Annotated in this window: 18 protein-coding genes and 1 other RNA gene; 11 read left to right on the top strand and 8 right to left on the bottom strand. The window is 41.1% G+C overall.

All coding sequences use genetic code 11. The features are described 5' to 3' along the window. Positions 1-115: 115 nt before the first annotated feature. Positions 116-556 (bottom strand): hypothetical protein, encoded by a 441-nt coding sequence (locus ACEYW6_RS05370; protein WP_412978916.1) that lies wholly within the window; start codon positions 554-556, stop codon positions 116-118. A 537-nt stretch (positions 557-1,093) separates the two neighbouring features. Between ACEYW6_RS05370 and ACEYW6_RS05365 the strand changes: the two genes are divergently transcribed. Continuing rightward, positions 1,094-1,327, top strand: coding sequence for a hypothetical protein (locus ACEYW6_RS05365; RefSeq protein WP_412978915.1), 234 nt, complete (start codon positions 1,094-1,096; stop codon positions 1,325-1,327). Positions 1,328-1,371: 44 nt separating this feature from the next. Continuing rightward, entirely contained in the window at positions 1,372-2,535 is a 1,164-nt protein-coding gene (gene dnaN / locus ACEYW6_RS05360) for a DNA polymerase III subunit beta (RefSeq protein ID WP_412978914.1), read from the top strand. Positions 2,536-2,733: 198 nt separating this feature from the next. Here dnaN and ACEYW6_RS05355 read toward each other — a convergent pair whose 3' ends face one another. From ACEYW6_RS05355 to ACEYW6_RS05345, 3 genes are all read right to left on the bottom strand, one after another. Continuing rightward, entirely contained in the window at positions 2,734-6,045 is a 3,312-nt protein-coding gene (locus ACEYW6_RS05355; RefSeq protein WP_412978913.1) for a GAF domain-containing protein, read from the bottom strand. 256 nt (positions 6,046-6,301) lie between these two features. Then, complete coding sequence (locus ACEYW6_RS05350) at positions 6,302-7,489, bottom strand: TRC40/GET3/ArsA family transport-energizing ATPase (RefSeq protein WP_412978912.1); 1,188 nt, start codon at positions 7,487-7,489, stop codon at positions 6,302-6,304. 238 nt (positions 7,490-7,727) lie between these two features. Then, positions 7,728-8,558 (bottom strand): peptidoglycan-binding protein, encoded by an 831-nt coding sequence (locus ACEYW6_RS05345; protein ID WP_206758379.1) that lies wholly within the window; start codon positions 8,556-8,558, stop codon positions 7,728-7,730. Between the two features lie 397 nt (positions 8,559-8,955). Between ACEYW6_RS05345 and ACEYW6_RS05340 the strand changes: the two genes are divergently transcribed. Beyond that, a complete protein-coding gene (locus ACEYW6_RS05340) occupies positions 8,956-9,129 on the top strand; it encodes an ATP-binding protein (RefSeq protein ID WP_412978911.1) in 174 nt (57 codons plus the stop codon). Positions 9,130-9,225: 96 nt separating this feature from the next. Here the strand turns inward: ACEYW6_RS05340 and ACEYW6_RS05335 are convergent, their stop codons facing one another. Beyond that, the gene (locus tag ACEYW6_RS05335) at positions 9,226-9,774 is read right to left on the bottom strand and encodes a 2'-5' RNA ligase family protein (RefSeq protein WP_412978910.1); all 549 of its coding nucleotides are present in this window, start codon (positions 9,772-9,774) and stop codon (positions 9,226-9,228) included. A 206-nt stretch (positions 9,775-9,980) separates the two neighbouring features. Between ACEYW6_RS05335 and ACEYW6_RS05330 the strand changes: the two genes are divergently transcribed. From ACEYW6_RS05330 to queF, 5 genes are all read left to right on the top strand, one after another. Further along, positions 9,981-10,247, top strand: coding sequence for a YciI family protein (locus ACEYW6_RS05330; RefSeq protein ID WP_190896032.1), 267 nt, complete (start codon positions 9,981-9,983; stop codon positions 10,245-10,247). Between the two features lie 37 nt (positions 10,248-10,284). Further along, positions 10,285-10,381, top strand: an RNA gene (ffs, locus tag ACEYW6_RS05325) — signal recognition particle sRNA small type. Between the two features lie 25 nt (positions 10,382-10,406). Then, positions 10,407-10,793, top strand: coding sequence for a phasin family protein (locus ACEYW6_RS05320; RefSeq protein WP_190896030.1), 387 nt, complete (start codon positions 10,407-10,409; stop codon positions 10,791-10,793). A gap of 156 nt (positions 10,794-10,949) precedes the next feature. Then, positions 10,950-11,348, top strand: coding sequence for a hypothetical protein (locus tag ACEYW6_RS05315; protein ID WP_196512962.1), 399 nt, complete (start codon positions 10,950-10,952; stop codon positions 11,346-11,348). Between the two features lie 108 nt (positions 11,349-11,456). Further along, the gene (gene queF / locus ACEYW6_RS05310; protein ID WP_190896026.1) at positions 11,457-11,870 is read left to right on the top strand and encodes a preQ(1) synthase; all 414 of its coding nucleotides are present in this window, start codon (positions 11,457-11,459) and stop codon (positions 11,868-11,870) included. A gap of 43 nt (positions 11,871-11,913) precedes the next feature. Here queF and ACEYW6_RS05305 read toward each other — a convergent pair whose 3' ends face one another. Together ACEYW6_RS05305 and ACEYW6_RS05300 are read right to left on the bottom strand one after the other, a co-directional pair. Continuing rightward, entirely contained in the window at positions 11,914-13,314 is a 1,401-nt protein-coding gene (locus tag ACEYW6_RS05305; RefSeq protein ID WP_190896024.1) for a cytochrome c biogenesis protein, read from the bottom strand. Between the two features lie 30 nt (positions 13,315-13,344). Continuing rightward, a complete protein-coding gene (locus ACEYW6_RS05300) occupies positions 13,345-14,085 on the bottom strand; it encodes a cytochrome c biogenesis protein CcdA (RefSeq protein WP_196512959.1) in 741 nt (246 codons plus the stop codon). Between the two features lie 180 nt (positions 14,086-14,265). Between ACEYW6_RS05300 and ACEYW6_RS05295 the strand changes: the two genes are divergently transcribed. Continuing rightward, entirely contained in the window at positions 14,266-21,360 is a 7,095-nt protein-coding gene (locus ACEYW6_RS05295; RefSeq protein WP_412978909.1) for an AAA family ATPase, read from the top strand. Between the two features lie 335 nt (positions 21,361-21,695). Then, a complete protein-coding gene (locus ACEYW6_RS05290) occupies positions 21,696-24,281 on the top strand; it encodes a GAF domain-containing protein (RefSeq protein WP_412978908.1) in 2,586 nt (861 codons plus the stop codon). Between the two features lie 173 nt (positions 24,282-24,454). Here ACEYW6_RS05290 and ACEYW6_RS05285 read toward each other — a convergent pair whose 3' ends face one another. Continuing rightward, complete coding sequence (locus ACEYW6_RS05285) at positions 24,455-25,129, bottom strand: hypothetical protein (protein WP_412978907.1); 675 nt, start codon at positions 25,127-25,129, stop codon at positions 24,455-24,457. A 1,128-nt stretch (positions 25,130-26,257) separates the two neighbouring features. On the opposite strand from ACEYW6_RS05285, the gene ACEYW6_RS05280 reads away from it, so the two are divergent. Then, positions 26,258-26,749: a hypothetical protein gene (locus tag ACEYW6_RS05280; RefSeq protein ID WP_190896008.1), complete on the top strand. Its 492-nt coding sequence runs from the start codon at positions 26,258-26,260 to the stop codon at positions 26,747-26,749. Positions 26,750-26,879 lie beyond the last annotated feature (130 nt).

Below are 26,879 nucleotides of genomic sequence, written 5' to 3'. Positions count from 1 at the left end.
GCGGAGTCGAAATACAAAACCCGCCTACGCGGGTTAAAAATCTTGATTTTCTGTTAATGAGGTATATCCGTAGGGGCACGGCATGCCGTGCCCTTACACCTTGCGATATGTTGTACTAACTTACGATCGCACCCGACACTCCATTCATAGATCCATTTACAGAAGAAGGCTGAACAGAATCGGTTGCTAAAGGATTAGTGACTTTGGCATTGCCTAATACGCTTCGCTTCTTCTTAGTATTACCTCGTCGCGCACCACCCGCCATCTCGTATTCCTGGCTGATTTTACCGTAACGACTGGCAACTCCTAATAACATTTTTTCTGACATTGCTATTACAACCTGTTCTGCATTCTTCACATCATCAGTGAGTTTGTCAATTGTAGATAACGCAGTATTGTAAGCAGCAAGCTTAGACCGGAGATCGTTAATTGTCATATTATAAGCTTCTATAGTCAGTCCTTGGCCAAAGTCAAGTTCTACGCTGATAGATTGTAAACTTTCAATTCGGCGATCGGCTCGTTCTAAAACGTTTGAATTTCTTTTACGACGTGCCATAATGCATCTCTGCCACTAGGTTGATAGTACTGTTTTATACAAAAAATGCTTGATTGGCATCGGAAAATATAGCAAAATCAGTTGCTTAGGCGTAGCTTGTCGTAAATATCCGATCTTCAAAAATTTAGTTAATTTCACTGAGACTGTTTTAAGCCTCAAGTAGCAAATGCTTTTATAAGTTCATTACAACAATTGCTGCAATGATTTAAGCGTTTCTTATACATGGAAGAGCATTTGTTGCAAAGTATTAAACAATTGTTGCAACGGCTTATACATTTGCAAGAAATACTTAAGCCTTTCTTATACATGGAAGAGTATTTGTTGCAAAGTATTAAGCATTTGCTGCAACGGCTTATATATTTGTAAGAAATACTTAAGCCTTTCTTATACATGGAAGAGCATTTGTTGCAAAGGTTTAAACTTTTACAGTTTGAACAGTAGAAGCCATCGCTTTTGCTTGTTGTCTGAGATGAAATAGCCCCTGAACACTTGTTAACGTGATAAATGAAGTTTTGTTGGTATTGAGACAGATAATTTATGACAGCCAGAGAGCAACTTATTCAGGAAATTGAGCAGGTTTCAGATTCTTTAGTGGAAGAAGTGCTCAACTTCTTGCTATTCATAAAAGATAGACAGGATCAGAAAAATCCCACATCTCACGGTGAGCAAAGCATTCTAGAGCGCATGGGAGGAATTCCCCAGCATTTGCTCTCAGTAGGTAATTTATTAGACCGCCTACGCACTAATCAAACAAATAGCGATCGCCTATAAACAATAAGAATGTTAGGATATCTTTCACCAGCTGCATCTGACTTATGAAATTAGTTTGCTCCCAAAGCGATCTCAGTACAAACCTCTCACTCGTTAGTCGTGCAGTCCCTTCACGACCAACTCATCCAGTACTTGCCAATGTGCTGCTGCAAGCGGATGCTGAAACTAACCAAGTAAGCTTAACAGCCTTTGATCTCAGTTTGGGAATCCGCACCAGCTTTAACGCAGAGGTATGGCAAAGTGGTGCGATCGCACTTCCTGCTAAGTTACTTGTAGATATCACCTCTCGTCTTCCAGAAGGCGAAATCACTCTAGACGATGAATCAGCCTTGACAGGTGCAACACCCGGTGGAGAAGGTTTAATAGTTACACTCACACCCAAGAGTGGACATTACCAAGTCCGAGCAATGGGCCCTGAAGAATTTCCCGAACTACCTGTAATTGAAAATACCGAAGTAATCCATCTCACCACCGCCGCATTAATTGAGGGATTACGAGGTTCATTATTTGCTACAAGTGGTGATGAAACCAAGCAAGTACTCACGGGAGTGCATTTAACAGTTAAACAAGATACCCTAGAATTTGCAGCTACCGACGGACATCGCCTCGCAGTGGTAGAAACCAGCAACGAGCGCCCTCTAGGTGGAACTACCCAACTAGAAGTAACAGTACCAGCTAGAGCATTACGCGAACTCCAACGAATGCTAGCTCATAGCGCCTCATCAGATGAACCTGTCGCTTTATATTTCGATCAAGGTCAAGTTGTGTTTGCATGGCAAAATCAACGCTTGACTAGTCGCACATTAGAAGGACAATATCCTGCTTATCGACAATTAATCCCCCGCCAATTTGAGCGACAAGTCACAATTGAACGGCGACAATTCGTCAGCACTTTGGAACGGATTGCTGTGCTAGCAGATCAAAAAAACAATATTGTCAAGCTCAGTATTGACAGTGAAGCCCAAGAAATTACTTTATCTTGCGAAGCTCAGGATGTAGGAAGTGGTAGAGAGTCAATGCCGGCGCAAATTTCTGGAGAAAACATAGAAATTGCCTTTAATATTAAATACTTGATGGAAGGCTTGAAAGAGTTACCATCTTCCGAAATTCAAATGCATTTAAATCAAAGCCTAACTCCGGTGATTTTTACGCCGTTGGGTGGTTTGAAAATGACCTATTTAGCTATGCCGGTGCAACTGAGAAGTTAAAAATAATTGTAGTTGGCGATCTGTAGGGGATTACATGTGTGCATTTGTGTCAACTTAACGTTAAAGCGTTTGTTGATAAAGATATTAGATCCCCCAACCCCCTTAATCCCCCCTTGGAAAGGTGGGAAACAGGAATCTAGTTCCCTCCCCTTTTCAAGGGGAGGGTTAGGGTGGGGTAAAACTGACGCGAATTTCTTTCTATGATTTGGTGATTTGTCTAACGGGAATTTCAATCCAAAATTCTGTACCTAATCCCGGTTGAGAATCACATTTAAATACACCACCGTGTTTATCTACGACAATCTGATAACTAATTGATAACCCCAAGCCAGTGCCTTTCCCTACTGGCTTAGTAGTGAAAAATGGGTCACAGATTCTTGCCTTCAAAGCCTCCGGTATTCCTGAGCCATTGTCCGCAATGCGAATTACTACGCTCTTGATATTACCTTCAAGCTCTCCAACAGCAGTATGAATGGTAATTTGACTGCTATGAGGTTTTGATTCAGATTCCCTGTAATCTTCTAAAGCATCGATCGCATTGCTTAAAACATTCATAAATACCTGATTTAGTGGCCCGGCATAGCACTCTACTAATGGAAGGTCACTGTATTCTTTGACTAATTTAATCGCTGGACTTTCCGGTTTTGCTTTCAAGCGATGCTGCAAAATTAGCAACGTGCTATCAATGCCCTCGTGAATATCAACTGGCTTTTTCTCTGCCTCGTCAAGGCGCGAGAAATTGCGTAAACCCAAGACAATCTGACGGATACGATCAATTCCAACTTTCATGGAAGATAAAGTTTTGGGCAAATCTTCCATGAGAAATTCTAAGTCTATCTCGAAAGCGCGATCGCGAATCTCAGGGTTGGGGTTAGGGGAGTCTTGCAAATAGAGGTCTAGTATACTGAGTAAATCTTGGGCGTAATTGTTGACATGATTGATGTTGCCATAAATGAAGTTCACCGGGTTATTAATTTCGTGAGCAATACCAGCTACCAATTGACCTAGTGAGGACATTTTCTCAGTTTGGATCAGTTGGGTTTGAGTTTGCTGTAAATCATGCAAAGCTTGAGTCAGCTTTTCTGTTTGCTCTTTGGTTTGATGATGCAATTGGGCTTGTTGAAGTGCAACCCCAAGCTGATTGGCAATTTGAGTGATAAACTTAATTTCCGAGGCTTCCCACTGGCGGGGTGCAGAGTTCTGGTAAGCTGCTAATAAGCCCCATAGCTGTTGCCCGATAAATATAGGTGCGATCGCATACGCCTTTGCTTGTAATTGCTCCAGAGCCGCAACGTGGCAATCAGAGTGACCGGCTTGATAGATGTCATTAACTGCAAAGGTTTCATTGTGACGATATCGCCCACCTTGGGTTTCCTGCAAATAACTATCTTGCCAAACTGTATTGATATTATTATTTACTAACTTTACCCAACCATCACCCACAAACTCAGCGATATATTCACCACTCCAATCAGCCTGAAACCGATAAACTGCAACTCGATCTGCTTGTAGTGATTTACAGATTTCTTGGGTGGTTGTCTGAAAAATCGCATCTAAATCAAGAGATTCCCTAACTTTCGCAACAACTTCAAACAATACCCGTTGTTGTTCTGCTGCTTGTTGCAAATTTAACGTCTGTTGTCGTGTCTGAGCGAGTAATTCAGCTTGCTGGAGTGCTACCCCCATTTGGGCAGCAATCTGACTGAGAAAATTAACTTCAGAGGCTTTCCATTGTCTGGGGCCAGTGTGTTGATAAGTTGCCAGCAAACCCCAAAGTTTTTGCCCAACAAAGATCGGAGCAAGCACAAAAGCGTGAATTTGAAACTGCTCTAGATTGTCGATATGACACTTAGCAAAACCCATCTTGTAGATGTCATCGACTGCAAATGTTTCATTGTTACGGTAGCGTCCTCCCTGTGTGTCTTGTAAATAGGTATCATTCCAAATTGTATTGATACCTAGTTCGGACTCATTCGACCAGTATGGACTAGCAGCCTCGAAATCGCCGACAAATTCACCACCCCAACTAGAATCGAAACGATAAACAGAAACGCGATCGGCTTTAATTAATTGACAAACTTCTTTAGTAGTGGTTTGAAAAATGGTATCTGTATCAAGAGATTCCCGAATCTCGGCAATCACTTTAAACACAGCCTGTTCTTGTTCAGATGTCCGTTGTAACTCAACTGTGCGTCTTTTAACTTGTTTTTCTAAATTTTCATTGAAGACTTGTACTTGTTGGTATAGTTCATACTGCTGAACTGCTGAAGCAAAGTGTTTACCGAGGTCTCTAGCCAGTTCAATCTCTTCATCTGTCCATTTTTGAGCTTGTGCTTTTTTAGATTCGCGCCAAACTTCAAACGATCGCCGGGGGTATAATTGCCTTTGATCGCTGTCATACTGCCCCGCCCATAAGGTTTCTGTATCTACTTCGTTGCGGAAAATGCTTAAGTAGCCTAGCAACTGCTGACGATATAAAAGTGGGATCATTAACATGCTGCGAATTTTAGTTGGTTCAAAAGCAACTTGCAAACTTCGCAAGCCGGGAGTGTTATATATATCTAAAATCGCCCAAACGTCGTAGTTACTAGACTTATAGTGTTCGTGCCAGACACTGTACTGCTCTATTAGCGGATATATAGTTTGTTCTGGCATCACAGGTTGCTGTCCACAGATATAAAGCTTGATACAAGTATTTCCTGGTATTAAGCATTCTGTTAAGCTGGTGACGTTGCCATTTTGAAAATCAAAAGCTTCATTTCTAATGCAAAGCCTGCCACCAACACCATTAAAGGCAGCAACAGCCGCTTCTAGGGCTGGTTGTAATACAATTGTTGGCAGTGCATGTAGTAGGGTAGCAATGCGGTTAATGATACCTTGCCGTTCGGCTGTTTTGCGGACTTGAGTCAGCAGGGTACTTTGAGCGATCGCTACTGACAGCTGATCCACTACCATCTGTACTGCTTCTAGTTCATATTCTGAAATCAAATGTGGTTCAGAATTATGAGATACCAACAGCCCCCAAAGTTGATCTTGATAGATAATAGGCGCTACCACAGAAGACTTTACTCCCATTGCCGTCAAATATTCAATATGGCAGGAGTCTACAGTGCGGTAACGGATCTCCTCTGATATAGTTTCTCCATTATCCAAGTCACGCAGATGAATTTGACCAATCTTTTGAGTATCAACATTCACAACAGAATGCACCCGTGATTTGATAAATAGATCACGGGCGCTGAGTGGAATATCCTCAGCCGGGAAATTCAACCCCAGTAGTGATGGCAACCGATTTTCGTAAATTGACTCAGCAATGACCTGACCACTACCATCGCCATGAAATTTATAAATCATCACTCGGTCAGTTTTTAGTAGCGATCGCACCTCTGCCGTTGTCACTGTGATAATTTCTTCCAACTCTAAGCTTCGTCGGATACGGTTTGTAATGCGGCGTAGTAAACTTTCTTCATGACGACATAAAGGCAAATCTTGTTCAGGGTTGGAGATCATTGCTGATAAGAAAATAAATTAATAATTAGCAAACTGACATAATTAAAGCTAAAGCCATTTTGAAATTTATTTAATATATTTGTCTTCCGTAAAACTACTGGCAAATCATTAATAAAAATATTTATTTACCTTTTATAAAAATACACTAAAAAAATCACAAAGAAAGACGCAATTTTAATAGCGTCTGATCATTTACAAGAGAAAATTCTTGCTTTTAAGTTTTAAATTTTCATTGACAGAATAACGATCAATAAAATTAAACTCTTATGTTGTCGGCAAAGCGTATTTTCAGATAGTCATCTTCCATCTTTGCCCCCCCTGGTTGTAGTGCTGCTAAGGCTTGTGGCAAAACTAAGTTTCGACGGTGGTTGCCAATGGTAATGTTTAATTCATCCCCATTCTTGCTCAGTTGAACTTGGTTTTTAGGAATCCCAGGCAAATAAATTTCTAAGCTGTATTGGTTTTCCTCTTGCACGACTCTCATAGTCGTTTCTTTGTAATAAACCTGAGTTGGATCTTCATCTTTATAGAGAGTTTCCTTCAGGCGTTCTAATGAAGCCAATCCGCACATTTCCTCAGAAAAAAGTGGAACTTCTTTCACAGGTAAAGGGTGGAAATTATCATGGATTTCCTGGCGATATTGCTCCTGACTTTCCTTCCAACGTTGGAAAAATGGGTCTTGAACTTCACTTGGAATAATCCGATTAGCCACGACTAAATCTGTTGCAACATTATACAAACTCAGATAAGCATGGGCACGAAGAGACTCTTTAATCACCATCTTTTCGGGATTAGTGACCAGACGCACTGAAGTTTGAGTATTATCTGTTAATACTTTTTCCAGGGCTTCAATTTGTTCATAAAACTCATAAGGTGCATCCATCACCTCTTTATCTGGTAGCGAAAAACCAGCAATTGGTCTAAAAAAAGGTTCAACCAGGGGCCGAAGTGCTACCGAGATGTTTTGAAATGGTTTGTAAAAACGGCGCATATACCAGCCACCGACTTCAGGTAAACTCAGTAAGCGCAGTGCAGTGCCAGTAGGGGCTGAGTCGATAATTAAAACATCAAACTCACCTTCATCGTAATGGCGTTTCATCCTTACCAAGCCAAAAATCTCATCCATGCCTGGTAAAATTGCCAATTCTTCCGCCTGTACGCCGTCTAAACCCCTTGCCTGTAAAACTTGGGTAATATAACGTTTTACAGCACCCCAGTTTCCTTCTAGTTCTTGCAGCGCATCCAGTTCAGCACCCCAAAGATTTGGACGAATTTTTCGGGGTACATGTCCCATTTCTATGTCAAAACTATCTGCCAGAGAATGAGCGGGATCTGTACTTAAAACCAATGTCTGATAGCCTATTTCCGCACAACGGAGTCCAGTTGCAGCAGCAACGGAAGTTTTGCCCACGCCGCCTTTACCGGTCATCAAAATTACACGCATAGATACTTCTGTCCTGCCTGAAGATTTTATTACATTTATTTACATTATCGACTGTTTAAGGAAAATAAATGCTGTCTCACTACGTTTAGGCGTGAACAGTTTGAGTTATTCATCAGTCATTGCGGTCTTTTCTGACCAAGGGCGTGATGGTCTGCCACCTTTTTTAAGATAACGTGCGCCTCCGTTGGAGGCGCACGTTAACGCTGTTTTATTACTCTGAATAAATAAAAGCTTCTTGTTATTTCTTATTCCAGAGACTAATAAATTCTTTATAGATGGCTGGGGTGATCTGACTTTGTAAGTGAGTTAGTGCATCACGATGGTTTTGATTGTTGTCATCATAGTAAGTGAAGACATTCGTCAGCTTGACAATCTCAGGATTTTGATCATTTGTACCCCTCCATTTGTTAGTAACTTTGTGTAAAACGTCCTTGGGTAAATTTTGTTGTAAGTTATTTAGGGCTGCGATGTAAGAAGGATTTTGAGGATTCTTTTTAAATTGGAAGCATAAATCTATCAGTCTGAGTTGTGTCTGGGGCTGCGGTTGGGGCTTATTTGTTAGAGTAGGTTGCTGTAGAATTTGACGCTGTTCAATAGTGGCAATGCCATTTTCAGTTAAACCCTGAGATTTCTGAAATTTCTTGACTGCTGTATAAGTGGCTGGCCCATAAAAAGGCTTGTTTGGAGGAATTTCGGCATTGGTTGCGAAACCGTGAAACTTCAATCTATTCTGAAGCCCTTTGACTGTATCTTCCATTACGGTTCGAGTCTCGGCATCAGCGTTGCCATTTACCACAAGTTTTTGTGAATACTGTTTCTGAAACTTTTTAATCGCTTCTTCAGTAGGATCATCTGTCAAGGAGTTGTTATTCCGCTTCCAGGGAGCAAATTTAGTCAGATCCGGCTTAGGATCAATCTCAGGAGCTAAATATCCCAGCCCAATCAATATATGACGGATGACTTCAGGACTACTAACGGCCATACTTTTTGATTCCTTTGCGACTAAACTACCATTTAATGTATCTTGTTTTACAAAAATTAAGTAAGTAGAAATAAATAAATCTAACATGTCTTGTTTGCAAGGCACTCCAAAAGTTAAGCAATGTGTGACACCAAGGTGCAACTCTTTGAGAGGTTATACCAATTCACAAAAATCCTGATACATATAGATTTCTCGTAAGGGCATGGCATTGCCATGCCCTTACCAGCGTATTTGTATCATCATTAAAGTGAAATAGTATTAGACGTAGGTGACTATAGACTGGTAAAAAGAAAGATGGTTTTAAGTCTTGGTAGGCGATCGCGATCGCTTACCAAAACTATTGATGATGATACTATGCGTTAGGGACACACGGTTGTCAGAAGAGGCAGGGGAGCGGGGAGCAGGGAGCAGGGGGGAGGAACAGTCGTGTTGAGTCCAGAAATTAGGATAATTTATTTTTTGGAGTTCCCTAAGCAACGGGTATTTGATTACTTATTCACCACCAAGCCCGTGGGTCAAGGAACAGGTTTGTTTAGGATTAGCGATCGCTCAACAACAATTTGTTGAGCGACATGGGGGAACGCTCAAGGTAGATTCTGTTGTAGGACAAGGAACAGAGTTTACAATAATGCTTCCTGTTGCGGTTAAAACTCACTGAGAGTTAAGCCCTAGATTATAATCGGTGCCAGAGAAAATTAGTCATGCAAAAAGGAACTGCGATCGCATTTTGCCACAAACTGTCTCTAAACTCATTTCAATAAGAAGCAAACAAACCAAACTCCGATTTAATATTCCAGCGCTTACCGTCGTGAAGTAGTAGCGTTAATTTGTCGGCAGTAAACTCAAAATGCAACTGACGCTTTTCAAATTCTGGCCAAGCAGTTCTAAAGTTCTGCTTTGATAAATCCCGAAAAGCAACCGTCATATGGGGCGCAAAAGGGCGGGTTTTAGAAACCTTGTCAACAATTCCCAAGTTGCTTTCTGTATGAACCATTAAATCAGCTTGCAAAGTCAAAAGTTCTTGACTTCTGTCTACATTAATGTATATGACACGAGGTGCAAAGGCATCAAACCCCTTGAGTGTAATTGCTACTGGCAGTTGTCCACTAGCAAACTCCTTCAAGGATGCTTCTAGCTGTGGCAAGTTAGCATCTGCCCATTCAAAGGGCGGTTGCAGGGTAATATGAGGCGGAGACTTTAGCGCCCCGCCACTAGCATAGCGATCAGCAAAGTACTGCTTAATCTGGTTGGCGTAATCTTGAATGTCTTGCGGTGGTAAAAGGGCGACAAAAAAACGGCTCATCTATCTATATTAATTATTTTTTTTGAATCCTAACTTCTGAACTGCGATCGCATCTAGAGGTCTAACAGTCACAGATGTATCGCTTCTGCTGTTTTAGTTAAATCTTCAGTAAATAGCTGTAGCTCGTGTATATTGCTACTTAAATGCTACTCAAAAATAGCAATGACTAAAGCAATATGTCTGTTGTAGCTGGAGTTAAGAAGCAAATGCCGTGGTTTGTAAAGATTGAAGAAGGCAAAGTCGATAAACCGACCTTTGACCAATATGTACCTGCCCACAAAGCCTACATTCAGGACTTGATTGCTAAAGGACACAAAGCACGAACAGGCTATTGGGCGGAGCAAAGAGGAGGGATGTTGCTGTTTGAGGCAGCCTCAAAGGCTGAAGCAGAAGCAATTGTAGCTGATGACCCATTGGTGCAAAACGGCTGCGTCAACTATCAGCTTTATGAATGGCGAATTGTTATGGAATAACACACACTTACTGAATTTTAATGCTATGCTTTTAGAAGACCTGGATCTATGCGACTGCAACACCCAAATCTTGTCAGAACCGGAAGGTAGCAGCAACACGGGAGGCTTGTGGTAGGCGTAGTCTCCGGGTCGCCCTATTTTTAGGAGCGTTCAGCAACAATGCCTGGTTTTGGAGATATTGTTCAAAAAGCTTTTTACCTCGGTGTTGGATTAGCTTCTTACGCGGGTGAGAAAGCAGGGGGAAAATTAGCGGAAGTGCGATCGCAAGTCCAAAAACTGGCAGATGAAATGGTGGCAAAGGGTGAAATGAACACTGAAGAAGCCCGCCGCTTCGTTGAAGATATGATGAAGCAAGCCCAACAGCCCCAAGCATCTGGTGAAACCTCTGAGAAAACACCCCATTCTGAACCTCGCCGCATTGAAATTTTAGAGGAAGATGAAGAACCAACGGTGAAAGAGGGATCAGCTGATGAGAACGTGGATAAATTACGCCAAGAAGTGCTAAACCTGCAAGATGAGTTAAAACGATTGCAGCGCGATCAATAAAAAGCATTCTTTGATAGAAATATCAGTCATAAGTGGCACTTTGACATGGCACTTCAGATAGAAACTTGATAAGATACATTGCCTAGTGTGTACTTGAGTGCTTCGAGCCAGATAACACAAAGCGTCCTGTTTATAGCCTGCAAAGGTGTCAAGTTTATGGAACAGTGGCAAAAAGATTTAGTGGAAATCGTTGAGACAGTGGCTGATGAAGTAGAGCGTTTCTTCCTGGGAATGAGTGAAATGGTAGACGCTTTTTTTGAGCTAACAGAAGAAATTACCGAGCAAGTTCCTAATATTGTCACTGAAGTTGATCAGTATTTACAGGATTTAGCTGAACCAATGTTGGAAGCTTACTGGGAACTGGAAGACATTGTAGCAGATGTAGATCCTGGTTTTCCTTATTCAGTTGAACCCACAGCCGAAAAAAATCCTGCCTGTATCGGTTGTACTCACTACCACGGTCAAGTTTATAGTGGTAATTTGTTAGTTTGTGCCATGCATCCCCACGGTTGTGAAGATGAGAATTGTCCAGACTGGGAAAAGGAAGAGTATTGAGTGCGTAGAGACGCGATTAATCGCGCCTCTAGGGAGTTAGGAGTTAAGAAGCTACAAAATTACTAAAAGGACGTAAAAATAAATAAAATAACTAATGACAAATAACAAATGACAACTGACAAAATATCTGAAAATCTATCCCAGACAAGCCAAGAAATGAAATATGGCGAACGCGATATTGCGGAGGGTAAACTAATTACCTTTCCAAATCCGCGTGTGGGAAGGCGATATGACATTAACATTACTTTGCCGGAATTTACTTGTAAATGTCCGTTTTCTGGTTATCCTGACTTTGCGACAATTTACGTTACCTATGTGCCTGATGAACGGGTAGTGGAATTGAAGGCACTTAAGCTTTACATTAACAGTTACCGCGATCGCTACATTTCCCACGAAGAATCTGCCAATCAAATTTTGGATGATTTTGTGGCTGCTTGTGATCCGTTAGAAGTCACGGTGAAAGCAGATTTCACGCCTCGCGGTAATGTACATACCGTTGTTGAAGTACGTCACCAAAAGTAGGAGACATTTTAAACGCAGAGGATTACTTTGCCTACCTATGCGTTTAAACTTCAATCGCCGCCTCTTTCTCCTCACCTTTTGGCTGTGAACTCAGCCGATCTAAAATATCTAAAACCTCTTGTTCAAAAGCAACTTGGGCGCGATTAGTTTTGCCACCAATATACAAGCGATCGCCTTTTTGCAATGCCCATATTTGCGAATGGGAGAAGTAACTCATCACCACACCCAGCATTAGCAAGCCAAACCCTGAATAAACAATTGGTATACCTGGATCGGCTTTAATTTGTAAGCCAGTGCTACCAATAACATCCAGAATTTTCAGCTTCACACCATTGACTTGGGTAGACATTCCCGCGCGGACAGTATCAACGAGTTTGCCTGTGGGATCATAAATTAACACCATCCCTTGCAAGTCTTTGGCTAACAGGGAGACACCCTCACTCAAATCCGGTTTGGTCGGAACCCAGGTTCCCCAAATGCGCCCGTTCCCGTTGGTGTTCAATTGCGCCATCGGTAGCTGAAAAATGGGGCTGTTGTTAAATTGAACGCGAACACCTGCAATTCCCCAATCCGTTTGATAGAAAGTTACGCCATGATAGCGCAAAGGCTCGTTGACAAAAATTTTCTTATGGTCAACTTCCTTTCCCTGATTATCTAAGACAGACATATCCGAATAAAATTGATCAATGCCGCCAGATGGAGTGTAGTCAATCCAAAAACGATTGACACGCACAGACCAATCTTTCGGGACTTGGGCTGCTGCTAAAGGGCCAGCATCGACGATATTTGTCACTTTAAATGTATCGCCACTAGCAACCATTTCCTGAGCCAGAAACCCAGTCATCGCCCCCCAAATTCCCCCTAGCAGAATAGCGACGATGCCAATATGAACGATAATTGGGCCGATGCGTCCAACTATTCCCTTCCGGGCATAGAGGAGATTTTCTTTTTCTTGATCTTGAAAAATTTTATAGCGGTGTTTCTGTAATATTTGGTTTAAGGAATCTAGAGAACCAGTATCTAGTTCTGCACTCAAAGCTAACTTTTGAAATTGCCGTGGTTCTTCGTAATATTTCCAGCGCTGGGCAGCTTTTAAGGCTGGCAACTGACGGGTAAAAGAACAAGCAGTTAAGCTAGTGCCAAATAAAATGAGTAATGCCAGAAACCACCAAGTACGATATACGTGGTCTAACCCAACTACCTGAATTACCTTCCAAGTTAGGAAACCAAATAAAGCTGGATGTTCTGGATAATTGGCTTGGTAAAATGCGGGTGATTGACCTTGTTCGATTACAGTACCAGTAGAGCTAAAGATTGCAATCAATAGCAATAGTGCGATCGCTAGTCGTAAGTTGGTCAGTATAGGCAAAAGCTCTTGGCGTAAGAACTTCCCAGGTAGTGCCCACCATTTTAATTCTTTGGACGCTGAATCTTCTAAAGTCATTATGTGTAAAATCTAACAAAGGTATTGATATTAAAAACTGCCAAGGGGAATCCGAGAAATCAAGGAAAATACACCGAATCCTACCAATAGTGCACCGCTAACTGGGTTAATCCAACCAGACCAGCGACGCAATTCTAGTAACTTTTTAATTGAAGCTGTGAAAGTACCTGCCAAAATCAACGGTGCTACATAACCGGCTGTGTAAGAAAGTAGCAAAACAGCACCTAAAATTAAGTCTTGTGTATTGGCAATCCAACCCAACAAACTCGCTAAAACAGGAGTGCTACAAGGGGATGCCACTAAGCCGAAAGTCAGCCCCAGCAAATAAGAACGCAATCCTGCTGGTAAATCTTGCGAAATCCAATTCGTTTCGCCCAAAGATGGAAATTGCAGAGGCAGTGCTTCTAATAAGTTCAGCCCCATGAGAATGGCAATAATGCTGACGATAATCGGCAAACCAATTCCCACTTGACCATAGACTTTTCCCACTAAACCTGCTATGATGCCCAACCCTGCCAATGTAGTAGCTAATCCTAAAGCAAACCAGGTTGATTGGGCAGCTGCTTGTAGGCGGCTTTTGGCTTCATAACCGCCGATGTAACCAATGGTAATTGGCAGCATAGAAAGCATACAGGGTGTAAGACTGGTGAGCAAGCCAGCGGCAAAGATGATACCAACACTCACCATGCTAAGGTGTGTCAGTTGGTTAGAAACTAGGCTGTTGGCAAATTGTTCTAGTTGGTAAATTTGGGTTTGCAGGTTATCAAGCATGGGAGTTTTTGAGCGGGAAATGCTTACTCTGCTTGAATTTTAGCTTATTTTTGGTTTGTGAGTCAGCATAAGTGATTATTCAAAACTGATATCATCTAAATTTCATCTGCCCAAGGAAATGTATCTAAAATACAATTAATCTCGGATTATCCCTAAAGAAACACTGCTGGAGTATTTGGCATGATGATTGCATTACCCGGATTTAAAATTGTCACTTTGTTAAAAGCAGGGGTAAAAGCAGTCATATACCGTGGAATCAAAGTTAAAGATCAGTGTCCGGTAATTATCAAAAGCCTACGTCCAGAACAGTGTACACCCAATAATACTGAACAACTCAAACATGAGTATGCGATCGCTCAAAGGTTAAATACCACAGCCGCAGTCAAAGCCTACGCCTTAGAGATGCACCAGGGAATTCCTTATTTAATTATGGAGGATTTTGAGGCGCGATCGCTCGACCAGCTGCTAGACCAATTTCAAGAACCTGTTTCGTTCCTAAAAATTGCTATTGAAATCACCAGCAAACTTGCACAAATTCACACTCATCATATTGTTCACAAGGATATTAAGCCGCAAAATATCTTAGTTAACCTCGAAACCAGTCAGGTCAAAATCGCCGATTTTGGAATTGCTGCCTTCATTCCATATGAGCAACAAATAATTAGCAGTTCCAGTCGCATTGAAGGCAGTTTACCTTATTTGTCACCTGAGCAAAGCGGGCGGATGAATCGAGGAATTGACCATCGCAGCGATTTGTATTCGCTGGGAGTCACCTTTTATGAGATGCTCACAGGTCAGCTACCATTTCAAGGCAAAGACCCCTTAGAGTGGGTACATTGCCATATCGCCAAATCTCCGCCATCCCCGAAAAAGCTAAACTCTGATATTCCTCAAATGCTTTGTGACATCATCATAAAATTGCTGTCAAAGGTTGCAGAACAGAGGTATCAGAGCGCTTTAGGTTTGCAATTTGATCTGGAACGGTGCTTAAAGCAATTGGAGACAACTGGAGAAATCCAATCCTTTGTTTTGGGTGAGCAAGATATCTCAGAGCGCTTTCAAATTCCCCAAAAACTGTATGGGCGAGAACAAGAGATTGCAAAGCTTTTACAAGCATTTGAGCGAGTTGTTCACCAAGGTAAACCAGAACTTGTGTTCGTCTCTGGCTATGCTGGTGTTGGTAAATCTTCTCTAGTGAAGGAGATTCACAAGCCCATTGTAAGAGAACGCGGCGTTTTTATCTGTGGTAAGTTTGATCAGTACAAACGAGATATTCCTTATTCCACTATTGTTCAAGCTTTTAAAACACTTGTTAGACAAATTTTAACGCAGCCTGAAGATCAACTTACTTCTTGGAAAAAGCGAATACAAACAGCATTAGGGAATAATGGTAGATTAATCACAGATGTAATTCCAGAAGTTGAATTAATTGTTGGAGAACAACCTCCTATACCAGAGTTGGGGCCTGCTGAATCTCAAAATAGATTCAATTTGGTGTTTGAGAATTTTATCAGTGTCTTTGCTCAAAAAGAGCATCCACTCACTGTATTTTTAGATGATATGCAGTGGGCAGATAGTGCTACTTTGAATTTAATTCAAACTGTCATTACTGGGTCTAGTATCCAATATCTCTGCTTTATTTTGGCCTATCGAGATAATGAAGTAGATGTTGTGCATCCCTTTAGTTTGATGATGGAGAAGGTTTGCCTATATGGAGCAAGAACCACCGATATTCTTGTTACTCCCTTGAATATTGTTTATGTAAATCAGTTGATTGCTGATACCTTGCATAGTTCAGGAGAACAAGTAGAAACTCTTGCTCAATTGATTATCCAAAAAACTGACGGTAATCCTTTTTTTGTCAATGAGTTTCTGAAAACACTGCATCAAGAGAATCTGCTGAATTTTGATCGCCAACATCGTGTTTGGCAATGGGATCTAGCTCAGATTGAAGCCCAAGGTATTACAGATAATATTGTCAGTTTGATGATTGTGCAGATGCAAAAACTGCCATTAGCAACTCAACAGGTGCTGAAGTTATCCTCCTGTATTGGTAATCGCTTTGATTTAGAAGTTTTAGCAATTGTTGGTGAACAATCTATTGAAGAAACGGCAAATGCACTTGTTGATGCAATTTTAAGAGGATTAATTATCTCCATTGAGTCAGATGAAACTACCCAGAAAAGCTATCGTTTCTACCATGACCGAGTTCAACAAGCTGCTTATGCATTAATTGCCGATGAATCAAAGTCGGCTGTTCACCTGAAGATTGGGCAGCTTTTGCTGAAGAATGCTAGTCATGAACAAGTTAACGAGCAAATTTTTGATTTAGTCAATCAACTCAATCTCGCTGTGGATCTAATTGTTGAAAAGACAGAAAAAGATGAATTGGTACGATTGAATTTAATCGCTGGTAAGAAGGCAAAAGCATCTACAGCCTATACTCCGGCTAAAAGATTTTTGAGCGTAGCTATGAATCTTTTAACTGAGAATAACTGGACTGAACAATATGAACAAACATTTATTTTATTCAGAGAACTAGCTGAGTGTGAATTTTTAACAGGAAATTTAGAACAAGCAGAACAATTATTTGAAATACTATTTAATAAAGCTGCTTCTCATGTGGATAAATCTAATATTTATATGCTGCAAATCAGGCTCTACCAAGTTGCAGGTAGATATGAAGAAGCGCTGACACTAGGATTAGAAGCTTTAAAACTTTTTGGGGTGACATTCCCTGATACACATGAGCAAGTGCAAGCTGCGATCGCAATTGAAAAAAACCAGGTATTAACCAATCTAGGTAATAGACAAATATCCGATTTAATTAATGCTTTAGTAATCCAAGACTCCAATATTAAAACAGTGATTAGTCTGTTGACTACTTTAGGCCCGCCTACTTATCTCGGTAGACCTCATCTCTTTCCTTTAGTCGTACTTAAAGCAGTTAACTATTCACTCAAGTTTGGTAATACGGAAGACTCCTGTTTTGCTTACAGCATGTACGCTATGTTGTTAGTTTCCATCTTCCATGATATTCCCACAGGCTACGCATTTTCTGAGATGACAATTCAATTGAATGAAAAGTTGCATGACTTGAAACTTAGAGGAGTTGTTCTGCATATTCATGGAAGTCATATCAACGTTTGGCGTAACCATATTGCTACTGATATTCCCTTTTTAGAGCAGGGATTTATCGGCTGTGTAGAAGCAGGTGATGTCACGATGGCGAATTACAACGGCTATCAAGGCTCATGGCAAATTATCCAGTTAGGTTCTCCACTTGCAGAGACATACAAATCTCTAGAAAAATATACTGCCTTTGCCCGCCAGTCTAAACATGAGGCTGTTTATCAGACAATCAGACTACAGCAGATGCTACTGATGAATCTGCGCGGACTCACTCACCAAAACCTGACTCTAAATAATGATGAATTTGATGAATCACGCGCATTATCTGTAATTACCGATGCAGGCTTTGTCAGTGGAATTATTTTTTATAATATTATCAAATTAATTATCTTTTTTACCTACGGACAATATACAGAAGCACTAAAATACGCTTTAAAATTATCAATATTTCCAGTTAAAACATTAGCACTACCAATTGAAACAGATTATATTTTATATTACTCGCTGACTCTAACAACTCTTTATTCAACAGTCTCTTTTCAAGAACAAGAACAGTTTTTGCAAACCCTAGAATCCCATCAGCAGCAATTGCAATACTGGGCAAGTCACTGTCATGCTAACTTTTTACACAAGTCTCAATTGGTCGCTGCTGAAATAGCTCGAATTGAAGGTAGGGACTTGGAAGCAATGCGCTTGTATGAGCAATCGATCGCTTCAGCCCGTGAGCAGGGATTTGTACAATATGAAGCTTTGGCTAATGAGCTAGGCGCTAAGTTTTATTCGGAGCGGAAGTTTGAATTAATTGCCAAAACCTACTTGCAAGAAGCTAAAAACGCCTATATACGCTGGGAGGCATCTGCTAAAGTCAAGCACCTCCAAGAATCCTATCCTCAGTTATTGCCACAACAACAGCTTGTCTCTAACGGAACGTTTATCACTACAGGTGAGCATTTAGACTTTTTATCAGTAGTTAAAGCCTCTCAAACCATATCTAGTGAAATTGTTCTTTCGCGATTGTTAAAGACATTAATGCAAATTGTCATCGAGCAAGCAGGAGCAGAAATCGGTTATTTGTTGCTTGAAAACGAGCAAAATCTGGTGATCGAAGTAGAAGCTAAGGTTAATCCCCAAGCAGAAAAGCTCAATGTTTCTCGACCTGTATTAAAGGGCGAAATTTCACAAGTTATTCCTCAATCAATCCTGAATTATGTTCAGCGAACTCAAGAAACAGTGATTTTGCAAAATGCCACTGAGCAAAATCTGTTTTCAAAAGACGAGTATGTAATTCAAAAGCAACCTAAATCTGTACTTTGTTTGCCGATCGCCCGTCAATCGAAATTACTGGGTATTTTATATTTAGAAAACAATCTTATCTCCAGCGCCTTTACACAGGAAAAACTTTCCGTACTGAAAATATTAACAGTTCAAATTGCCATTTCCCTAGAAAATGCTCGTCTTTATCAAGGTCTAGAAAACAGCCAAGCACAACTCAACCTGGCGTTAAAATCTGCTCAAATCGGTGTTTGGAGTTGGGATATTGCCAACGATCGCTTTGACTGGGATGAGCAAATTTATCAACTATTTGGGTTAACACCTGAAACTTTTGCTGGCACATCCGAAGCAATTTTAGCTCGTCTACATCCAGATGATCGAGGATTGCTGGCTCAATCGTTGAGTCGAGCGATTAACGAAGGCGTGGAGCATGACTTAGAATATCGAATTATTCTAGATGACGGCAGTATCCACTATGCAGCCTGTCGAGGAAAAGCCTTTTTTAACGAAGCAGGTAAAGCTACACACATGAGTGGTGTTGTGCTTGATATTACAGATCGCAAACAATCTGAAGTCGAACGTATCCAACTGATTCAAGAGCAAACCGCCCGTCTGGAAGCAGAAGCCGATCAGCAACGAGCAGCGTTTTTAGCTCAAGTCAGCGCAACACTAGCCTCTTCTCTAGATTACGAAAGCACGCTAGCAACTGTGGCTAACCTAGTTGTGCCTTACTTCGCCGATTGGTGCAGCGTTGATCTGCTGCAAGATAACCAATCAATTAATCGGGTAGCAGTTGCCCACCGAGATCCAGAGAAAGTTAAACTCGGTTGGGAACTTCATCAGCGTTATCCTAGAAAGTTGGATGAACCTCAAGGTGTGCCTAAAGTGCTGCGTACAGGGTATGCTGAAATAGTAACTGAAATTCCAGATGCAGCTTTAGTAAAAGGCATCTTAGACGCAGAACATCTCAGGATTGTGCGTGAACTTGGTTTAAAATCCTGTATGATTTTGCCCTTAAAGGCACGCGAACGGATTTTTGGTGCCATTTCATTTATTACTGCTGAATCAGAACGTCGTTACAGCACGGCTGACTTGTCATTAGCGGAAGATGTTGCCCATCGAGCTGCGATCGCCATCGATAATGCCCGCCTTTACCAAGAAGCGCAGCAAGCACAAAGAACAGCAGAACAAGCATTAGAGCGGATTGCCCGTCTCCAATCCATCACTGCTGCCCTTTCAGAATTGCTGACACCAGCCCAAGTATCTGAAGTGATTGTAGAGCAGAGCATGGCTGCCTTGGGAGCCAATTCTGCCCTCGTTGCCTTAGTGAATGAAAGTAAAACTGAACTGGAAATTGTGCATGCGGTTGGCTATAACCAATATTTGGTCGATACTTGGCGTAATTTTGCCATCAATTCACCCTCTCCTTTAGCAGAAGCTGTGCGGACTGGGCAACCTGTTTGGGCTGAACCAACAGAAAATCGCGTAGCTCGTTACCCGCATTTAGCAGAAATTTACGCCCAATATGATTTTAATGCCTGGATTTCTATTCCGTTGATGGTAGAAGGTTGGGCAGTTGGAGGTATAACTTTGGGATTTGCCCAGCCTCAACAACTGAGTGAGGAAGATCAAGCCTTTATTTTGGCTCTTGCTCAACAATGCGCCCAAGCGATCGCTCGTGCCCATCTCTACGAAGCCGAACGAAGGGCACGAAGCGCTGCTGAATCAGCAAACCGCATCAAAGATGAATTTCTAGCCGTGCTGTCCCATGAACTGAGAACACCGCTTAACCCAATTCTGGGTTGGACAAAACTGATGCGAACCCGCAAGCTTGATCAAGCAACAAGCGATCGCGCCCTCGAAACCATTGAGCGCAATGCCAAGTTACAAACCCAATTGATTGAAGATTTGCTTGATGTCTCCCGCATCCTTCAGGGTAAACTTAACCTCAACTTCGGTTCTGTTGATTTAGCATTAACTATTCGATCTGCAATGGAGACAGTGCGTTTATCGGCGGAGGCTAAGTCTATCCAGATTCAGACAATTCTTGAATCTGGTGTCGGGCAAGTTCTAGGTGATACCAATCGATTGCAACAAGTCTTTTGGAATATCCTTTCCAATGCCATTAAATTTACTCCTACCGGAGGACTGGTAAAAATTAAATTAGAGCAAGTTGGCTCACAGGTACAAATTCGTGTAACTGATACAGGAAAAGGGATTGCACCTGAGTTCTTACCCTATGTCTTTGATTATTTCCGTCAAGCAGATGGTGCCACAACTCGAAAATTTGGCGGTTTAGGTTTAGGATTAGCGATCGTCCGGCATCTTGTAGAACTTCACGGGGGGGCTGTTCAAGCAGAAAGCCTGGGCGAAAATCAAGGAGCAACTTTCACTGTCAAACTTCCATGCTTACAGGATGAAAGCAAAGGAATCAAAGATGCAAAAGATAATTCCTCATTTGTGGAAGATCAGCCTTCACCCTTGTCTGGCTTAGAGATTCTCGTGGTGGATGATGACGCAGATATGCGAGAGTTTTTGCCTTTCATGTTGGAGCAATATGGCGCCACTGTAACTGCTGTAGCCTCAGCCATCGAAGCTTTAACTGCACTGAGTCAATCCCAGCCAAATTTGATCATCAGCGATATCGGAATGCCAGAAATGGATGGTTACATGCTGATGCGACAGGTGAGGAGTTTGGAACCAGAGCAAGGCGGGACAATTCCAGCGATCGCCTTAACTGCCTATGCTGGCGAGATGGATTATCAGCAAGCGATCGCCGTCGGATTTCAACAGCATATTTCCAAGCCTGTAGATCCAGAGGAATTGATAAAGGCGATCGCGTTATTAGACTTATTACCAAGGCGGCGGTAAGCCCACTTGCTTTTTGGGGTGTCCGGGATAGCCGCCCTGCCGCCGTTAACTGTTGACTATCAACCGTCAACCTTCATCAGCCAACGTGACATCTCCTTTTAAGGGTGGGATGAGCTTAAAAAGATAGCGCAGCGGTAGCGAGTCCGCGAGCGTTCGGAGTATGACTGTATTTGCACTTTGGTCATAGGTAATTGACTTCCACCTTCCTCCACAGGATGACGCTAGCTAAACAAGCGATTAAACTATGGATAAATATGTTGCTTTTAGCACCACTTACATAAATTTAATTTCATTGTTAAATCTAAAATCTCATCCTGCTATATAAAATACCGGTTATGTCAGTGTATCAAGGAAGTTGTGGGGAGACCGCCGATTTGATTATTGGTGTTCACAACCAAGAAAACCGCGAATTACAAGCAAATTCTGCTCCTGTGGGTGCTCTTGCCACAAGACAAGGAACTTTTTCTACGTTTCTTGCTCCCCTGACTCAAGATACTTTTAAACAGGTCGTTAAGGATGTCGAGCAAAAATTACAGATTGTCCATCAAACCCTATCAATGCTGGATTCTCAGGGGTTTGAAACTCTTCTGCAAGAAATGTTGCATTCGATTACCTTGAAAACCGGGGAATTGCTGGGGGCAGACCGGACGACAATATTTTTATTGGATGAAGAAAAACAAGAACTCTGGTCAATTCTGGCTGAGGGTGAGGGCGATCGCTCTTTAGAAATTCGCATCCCCGCCGATAAAGGCATTGCTGGGGAAGTTGCCACCTTCAAGCAAGTTATTAATATTCCCTTTGATTTTTATAGTGACCCGCGATCGCATTTTGCCCAAGAACAAGAAAAAAGAACTGGCTATCGCACCTACACTATGCTGGCTTTGCCGTTGTTAAATGAACATGGGCAATTAGTTGCAGTAGTGCAATTACTGAATAAATTAAAATCTGGGAATAATCCCGATGCTCCGCTTGCAGAGCGCATTGATACCAAAGGTTTTATCTGTGCTGACGAACAATTATTTCAAGAATTTGCCCCTTCGATTCGCCTAATTTTAGAATCCTCGCGCTCTTTTTATGTAGCCACCCAAAAACAAAGAGCAGTGGCGGCGCTGATGAAGGCGATCAAGTCCCTCTCTCAAAGCAGTCTCGACTTAGAAGACACCCTCAAGCGGGTGATGGATGAAGCCAAGGAACTGATGAATGCTGATCGCAGTACACTATGGTTAATAGACCGCGATCGCCATGAATTATGGACGAAAATCACCCAGGATGATGGTTCAACCAAGGAGTTGCGAGTCCCCGTAGGTAAAGGTTTTGCTGGTCTAGTGGCGGTTTCTGGTAAGAAACTGAATATTGCCTTTGATTTATACTACGATCCTGACTCAGAGACAGCCCAACGATTAGACCAGCAAAATGGGTATCGCACCTGTAGCTTGCTTTGTATGCCAGTGTTTAACGCCGATCAACAACTGATTGGCGTTACCCAACTCGTAAATAAAAAGAAATCCGGGGATTTTCCACCTTATAATCCAGCTGATTGGCCCAAAGCTCCCGACTGCTTCCAAGCTAGCTTTGACCGCAACGATGAAGAGTTCATGGAAGCTTTTAATATTCAAGCGGGAGTAGCACTGCAAAATGCCCAGTTGTTTGCCACAGTCAAGCAACAAGAACAAATGCAACGGGACATTCTGCGTAGTCTTTCCAATGGAGTGGTTTCCACTGATAAAGCCGGGTTAATTATCGCCGCTAATGAAAGTGCCAAGCGTTTGCTAGGACTGGAGCCAGAAGACCGTTTAGAAGGTAAATTAGTTACTGATGCGATCGGTATCAAAGAAGGTGACTTTAGTAAGTGGTATCAGGATGCTTTACATGCAGCCGACTTAAAAGGCCGCCAGCAATATTACCCAGATCGCACCCTCCTAACTACTGGTACAGAACAGCACAGTATTAATTTATCCATTAACACAATTGCTGATGCTAGCGACCAAGAGCAAGTCCGTGGGGCGCTGGTGGTGATGGAAGATATCAGTGATGAAAAGCGGCTCAAGAGTACGATGTACCGTTACATGACCCAGGAATTAGCCGAAGAATTGCTGAAATTGGATGATGCTAAACTAGGAGGCGATCGCAAAGAAGTTTCGATTTTATTTTCCGATATTCGCGGCTACACCACTTTGACAGAAAACTTGGAAGCAGAAGAAGTGGTAAGTATGCTCAATGAATATTTTGAATCAATGGTGGAGGCAGTCTTTAAACATAAAGGCACCCTTGACAAATATATCGGCGATGCCATCATGGCTGTGTTTGGTTCTCCCCTACCTTTGGAAGAACACGCTTGGATGGCAGTGCAAACATCTTTAGAAATGCGCGTTCGTCTGCACGAATTTAATCAACGTCGCTACGCAGATGATAAGCCCAGAATCAAGATTGGCATTGGTATTAACTCCGATACCGTGATTAGTGGGAATATTGGCTCTAGTAAACGGATGGAATTTACTGCTATTGGCGATGGTGTTAATCTTGGCTCTCGATTAGAAAGTGTCAGTAAACAGTATGGTTGCGATATTATTATTAGCCATAACACTTTTAAACCATGCCAAGATCATATTTGGGCTAGGGAGCTAGATTACATTCGTGTCAAAGGCAGAAATGAGCCAGTAGCGATATATGAATTACTGGGTTTGCGTTCCAATCCTATTGAAAGCGAAAAATTGCAAGTGATTGAGCACTATCACAAAGGGCGCGAGTATTACCTCAATCGTCAGTTTTCCTTTGCTAGAGCTGAGTTTGCCAAAGTTTTGGCAGCAGACAACCAAGACAAAGCTGCTATGTTGCATCTCCTACGTTGTCAGCATTGGTTACAATCACCCCCAACAGATTCAGATTGGGATGAAGGAGTATGGACATTTCAAGAAAAATAAACGTCCAGTAATTAAATTCAAGCTAATTATTAATTATTAATTAAAAAAGGTTTGATTCTCCCACAACTAACAAGCAGTCTTGTTTGAGGTAGGTTGAAATCCCCTTTATGTTACATAATTATGAATTTTCAATAAATTATTCTGGACATTTTGCTTCTTTAAATGTCTAATATTCAGCGTGATAAAGACTGTTTCTCCAAAACTGACAAACTTAGAAGCTTGTTTATCCGTTTTAGGCATATCCTTGTGAAATATGTAAACCAAGTAGTAATTCCTACTAGTTTAAATGTATCTTCTACGGCAATAGGTATACTAGGAAATATTTTATCGCAAATAATTGATAATCCAAAAAATATTAGAGAAAATAACAAAATCATCAATTCAGTTTTCTTCAGAATAGTTTTAAACTTTATAAAAAACAGTAACCCAAGTGCAACATAGCTTGCGTAAACGATACTTTCATTAATATGTAAATAATCAGGAAATACACTTTCATGAATTAAGAAAAAGTCATCTAATAGTAACAAAGATGTCAAGAGTCCAGAAAACAAAAAGAATGAGGAATATTCTTTAGCTCTGATATCTTTTCTGAGTAGTGCATAACTAAAGAGACATATGCTTGCACAAGAACACCAAAACAATATACCAATATTTGAGAAAAACCCCAAGTAAAAAGGCACACTCATTATGGCAGATGGATCTCTCGTCAAATAGTCGGCAGGTAGTTTAGTTTTTAATTTGAAAGCTATTACCAGTATAGAAAATGGAATAATTGTTGCCAAAAATGTTAATAAAAAAACTTTCAATTGATGAAAATAGTTTGATTTTTGAAAAACTAAGTTTGTCATGAGTTTCCACCTTGATTATCTAGACCACTTACCGCAGATATTTTCAGATATTTAAGTATTCTTGTTTTAAACTTGAATATCTGCTGTGAAAGTATGATTTTCCTGCCTGCGTAAGATTACTCTTTATGGACATATGCGGTGCTTGACTGATAGGAATAAGTTTACCCATCAGCCCAGATATTCACCAAATATACTTCAGTAATCTTTAGGCAGCTAAGAGTATTTTTTTTACTTAAACGCTCGCTTGATTAGCTTGTCAAATGTGAAATCCTTGATTTGTAAGGGTCTAAAATTAAGCTAAGGTTAATGAAATTAAATCAACAAGTTAAGATTATTTCATATAATCAAAAAATATTCAAGTTCTTTGTGTTTTGATCTTATTGAAGTTTTAATGAACTTTGCCATCTCAGTCTGCATAACAATCTAGATAAGCTGAACCACATTTAAGTTCCGTTATCCAGGGCTGAAATAGCTCTCTAGACATATCAAAAGAATATCTGCATTGATTGAGACTGTTGCCGGAGTGCTCGAAAGTCATGTTTATCTGTATCAAATAGTCCATCTCTGCACATGGGATCATGAGGGGAATTCAACAAAAATCGTTGGGAATCCCATACTTTCAAGAGGTGTCCGGGATAGTCGCCCACCGATTTAGTCATTAGTGCCAATGACTAATGACTCAAAATCCCAAGGCTTCAAGCCGTGGGATCAGTTAAATTTTACCTGCCTTTTGAACGGGGTTGTAGGATCAGATTTCAGTTGTTACTGCTACTCAACTGAGCGCCACTCCATATTATCTTTTACTAGTAATTAGTATTCACTCAAATCTTCTGATTTACTTAAGAAAGGTGTATTTGGTGTGATTATCGCAATTACTTAAGTGTCAGCTTTAACACCCGATATTGTTTGTCCAGTGACTTGCGATAAAAAAATTGAGTATTTCTAACAGGCAAAATCTATTTAAATTACTTTTTAAAATATCTTCATATTTCTCAACTAAATTTAAAAAATATTGAGATTGAATTAAGAATTGAAGAGGGAATCGCTTTGTAAAGGTTAGTTGATATTTGTTGTCAAACTGCTAGTGAAGTTACAAACTAAGAAATATACAACACACGCAATTATTTTATGACTGCTATTTCTAGCCTTGAATTCAAACGACCAATTTGGCAAACCGCTATCATATTGACTTTGGGGTTTTGGCTCAGTGCTAGTCTAGTTTTAGACTGGGTAATTATGCCTAGTCTCTATCTTTCTGGCATGATGAGCCAAGCTGGTTTCACGACAGCAGGCTATACGATTTTTTGGAACTTCAATCGGATGGAATTATTATCTGCTGCTGTAGTCCTGACTGGGGCACTAGCTTTGAGCAAAACCCGATATCATTGGCGTATTGGCAGTATTGTTTTATCTGTGTTGCTGCTAACTATAGCTATGCTTGACACCTATTTTTTAACCCCGCAGATGTGCGCGATAGGTGTTCAACTCAACCTATTTGAAGCTGCTACTGCTATTCCATCGACAATGAACTTACTACACGGTAGTTATTGGGTATTGGAAGTAGTTAAGCTGGTAGCTGGCGGTACACTTTTAAGCTGGTGCTGGCGGGAGCAAGTTTAAGTACATGGCGAGGTATAACGGTGAGAATGTCCACTTCTAAATCTCACGCCAAAGACGCAAAGAAATTATTTGCGTCTTTTTGCTAAATATAACTTAATGCGTTAATGAATGCGATTGGGGACAATTTTGT

This window comes from Nostoc sp. UIC 10607 (assembly GCF_047228265.1).
Lineage (GTDB): Bacteria > Cyanobacteriota > Cyanobacteriia > Cyanobacteriales > Nostocaceae > Nostoc > Nostoc foliaceum_A.
Note: the sequence above shows the minus strand (reverse complement) of the source record. Positions and strands in the feature narration are given on the sequence as shown.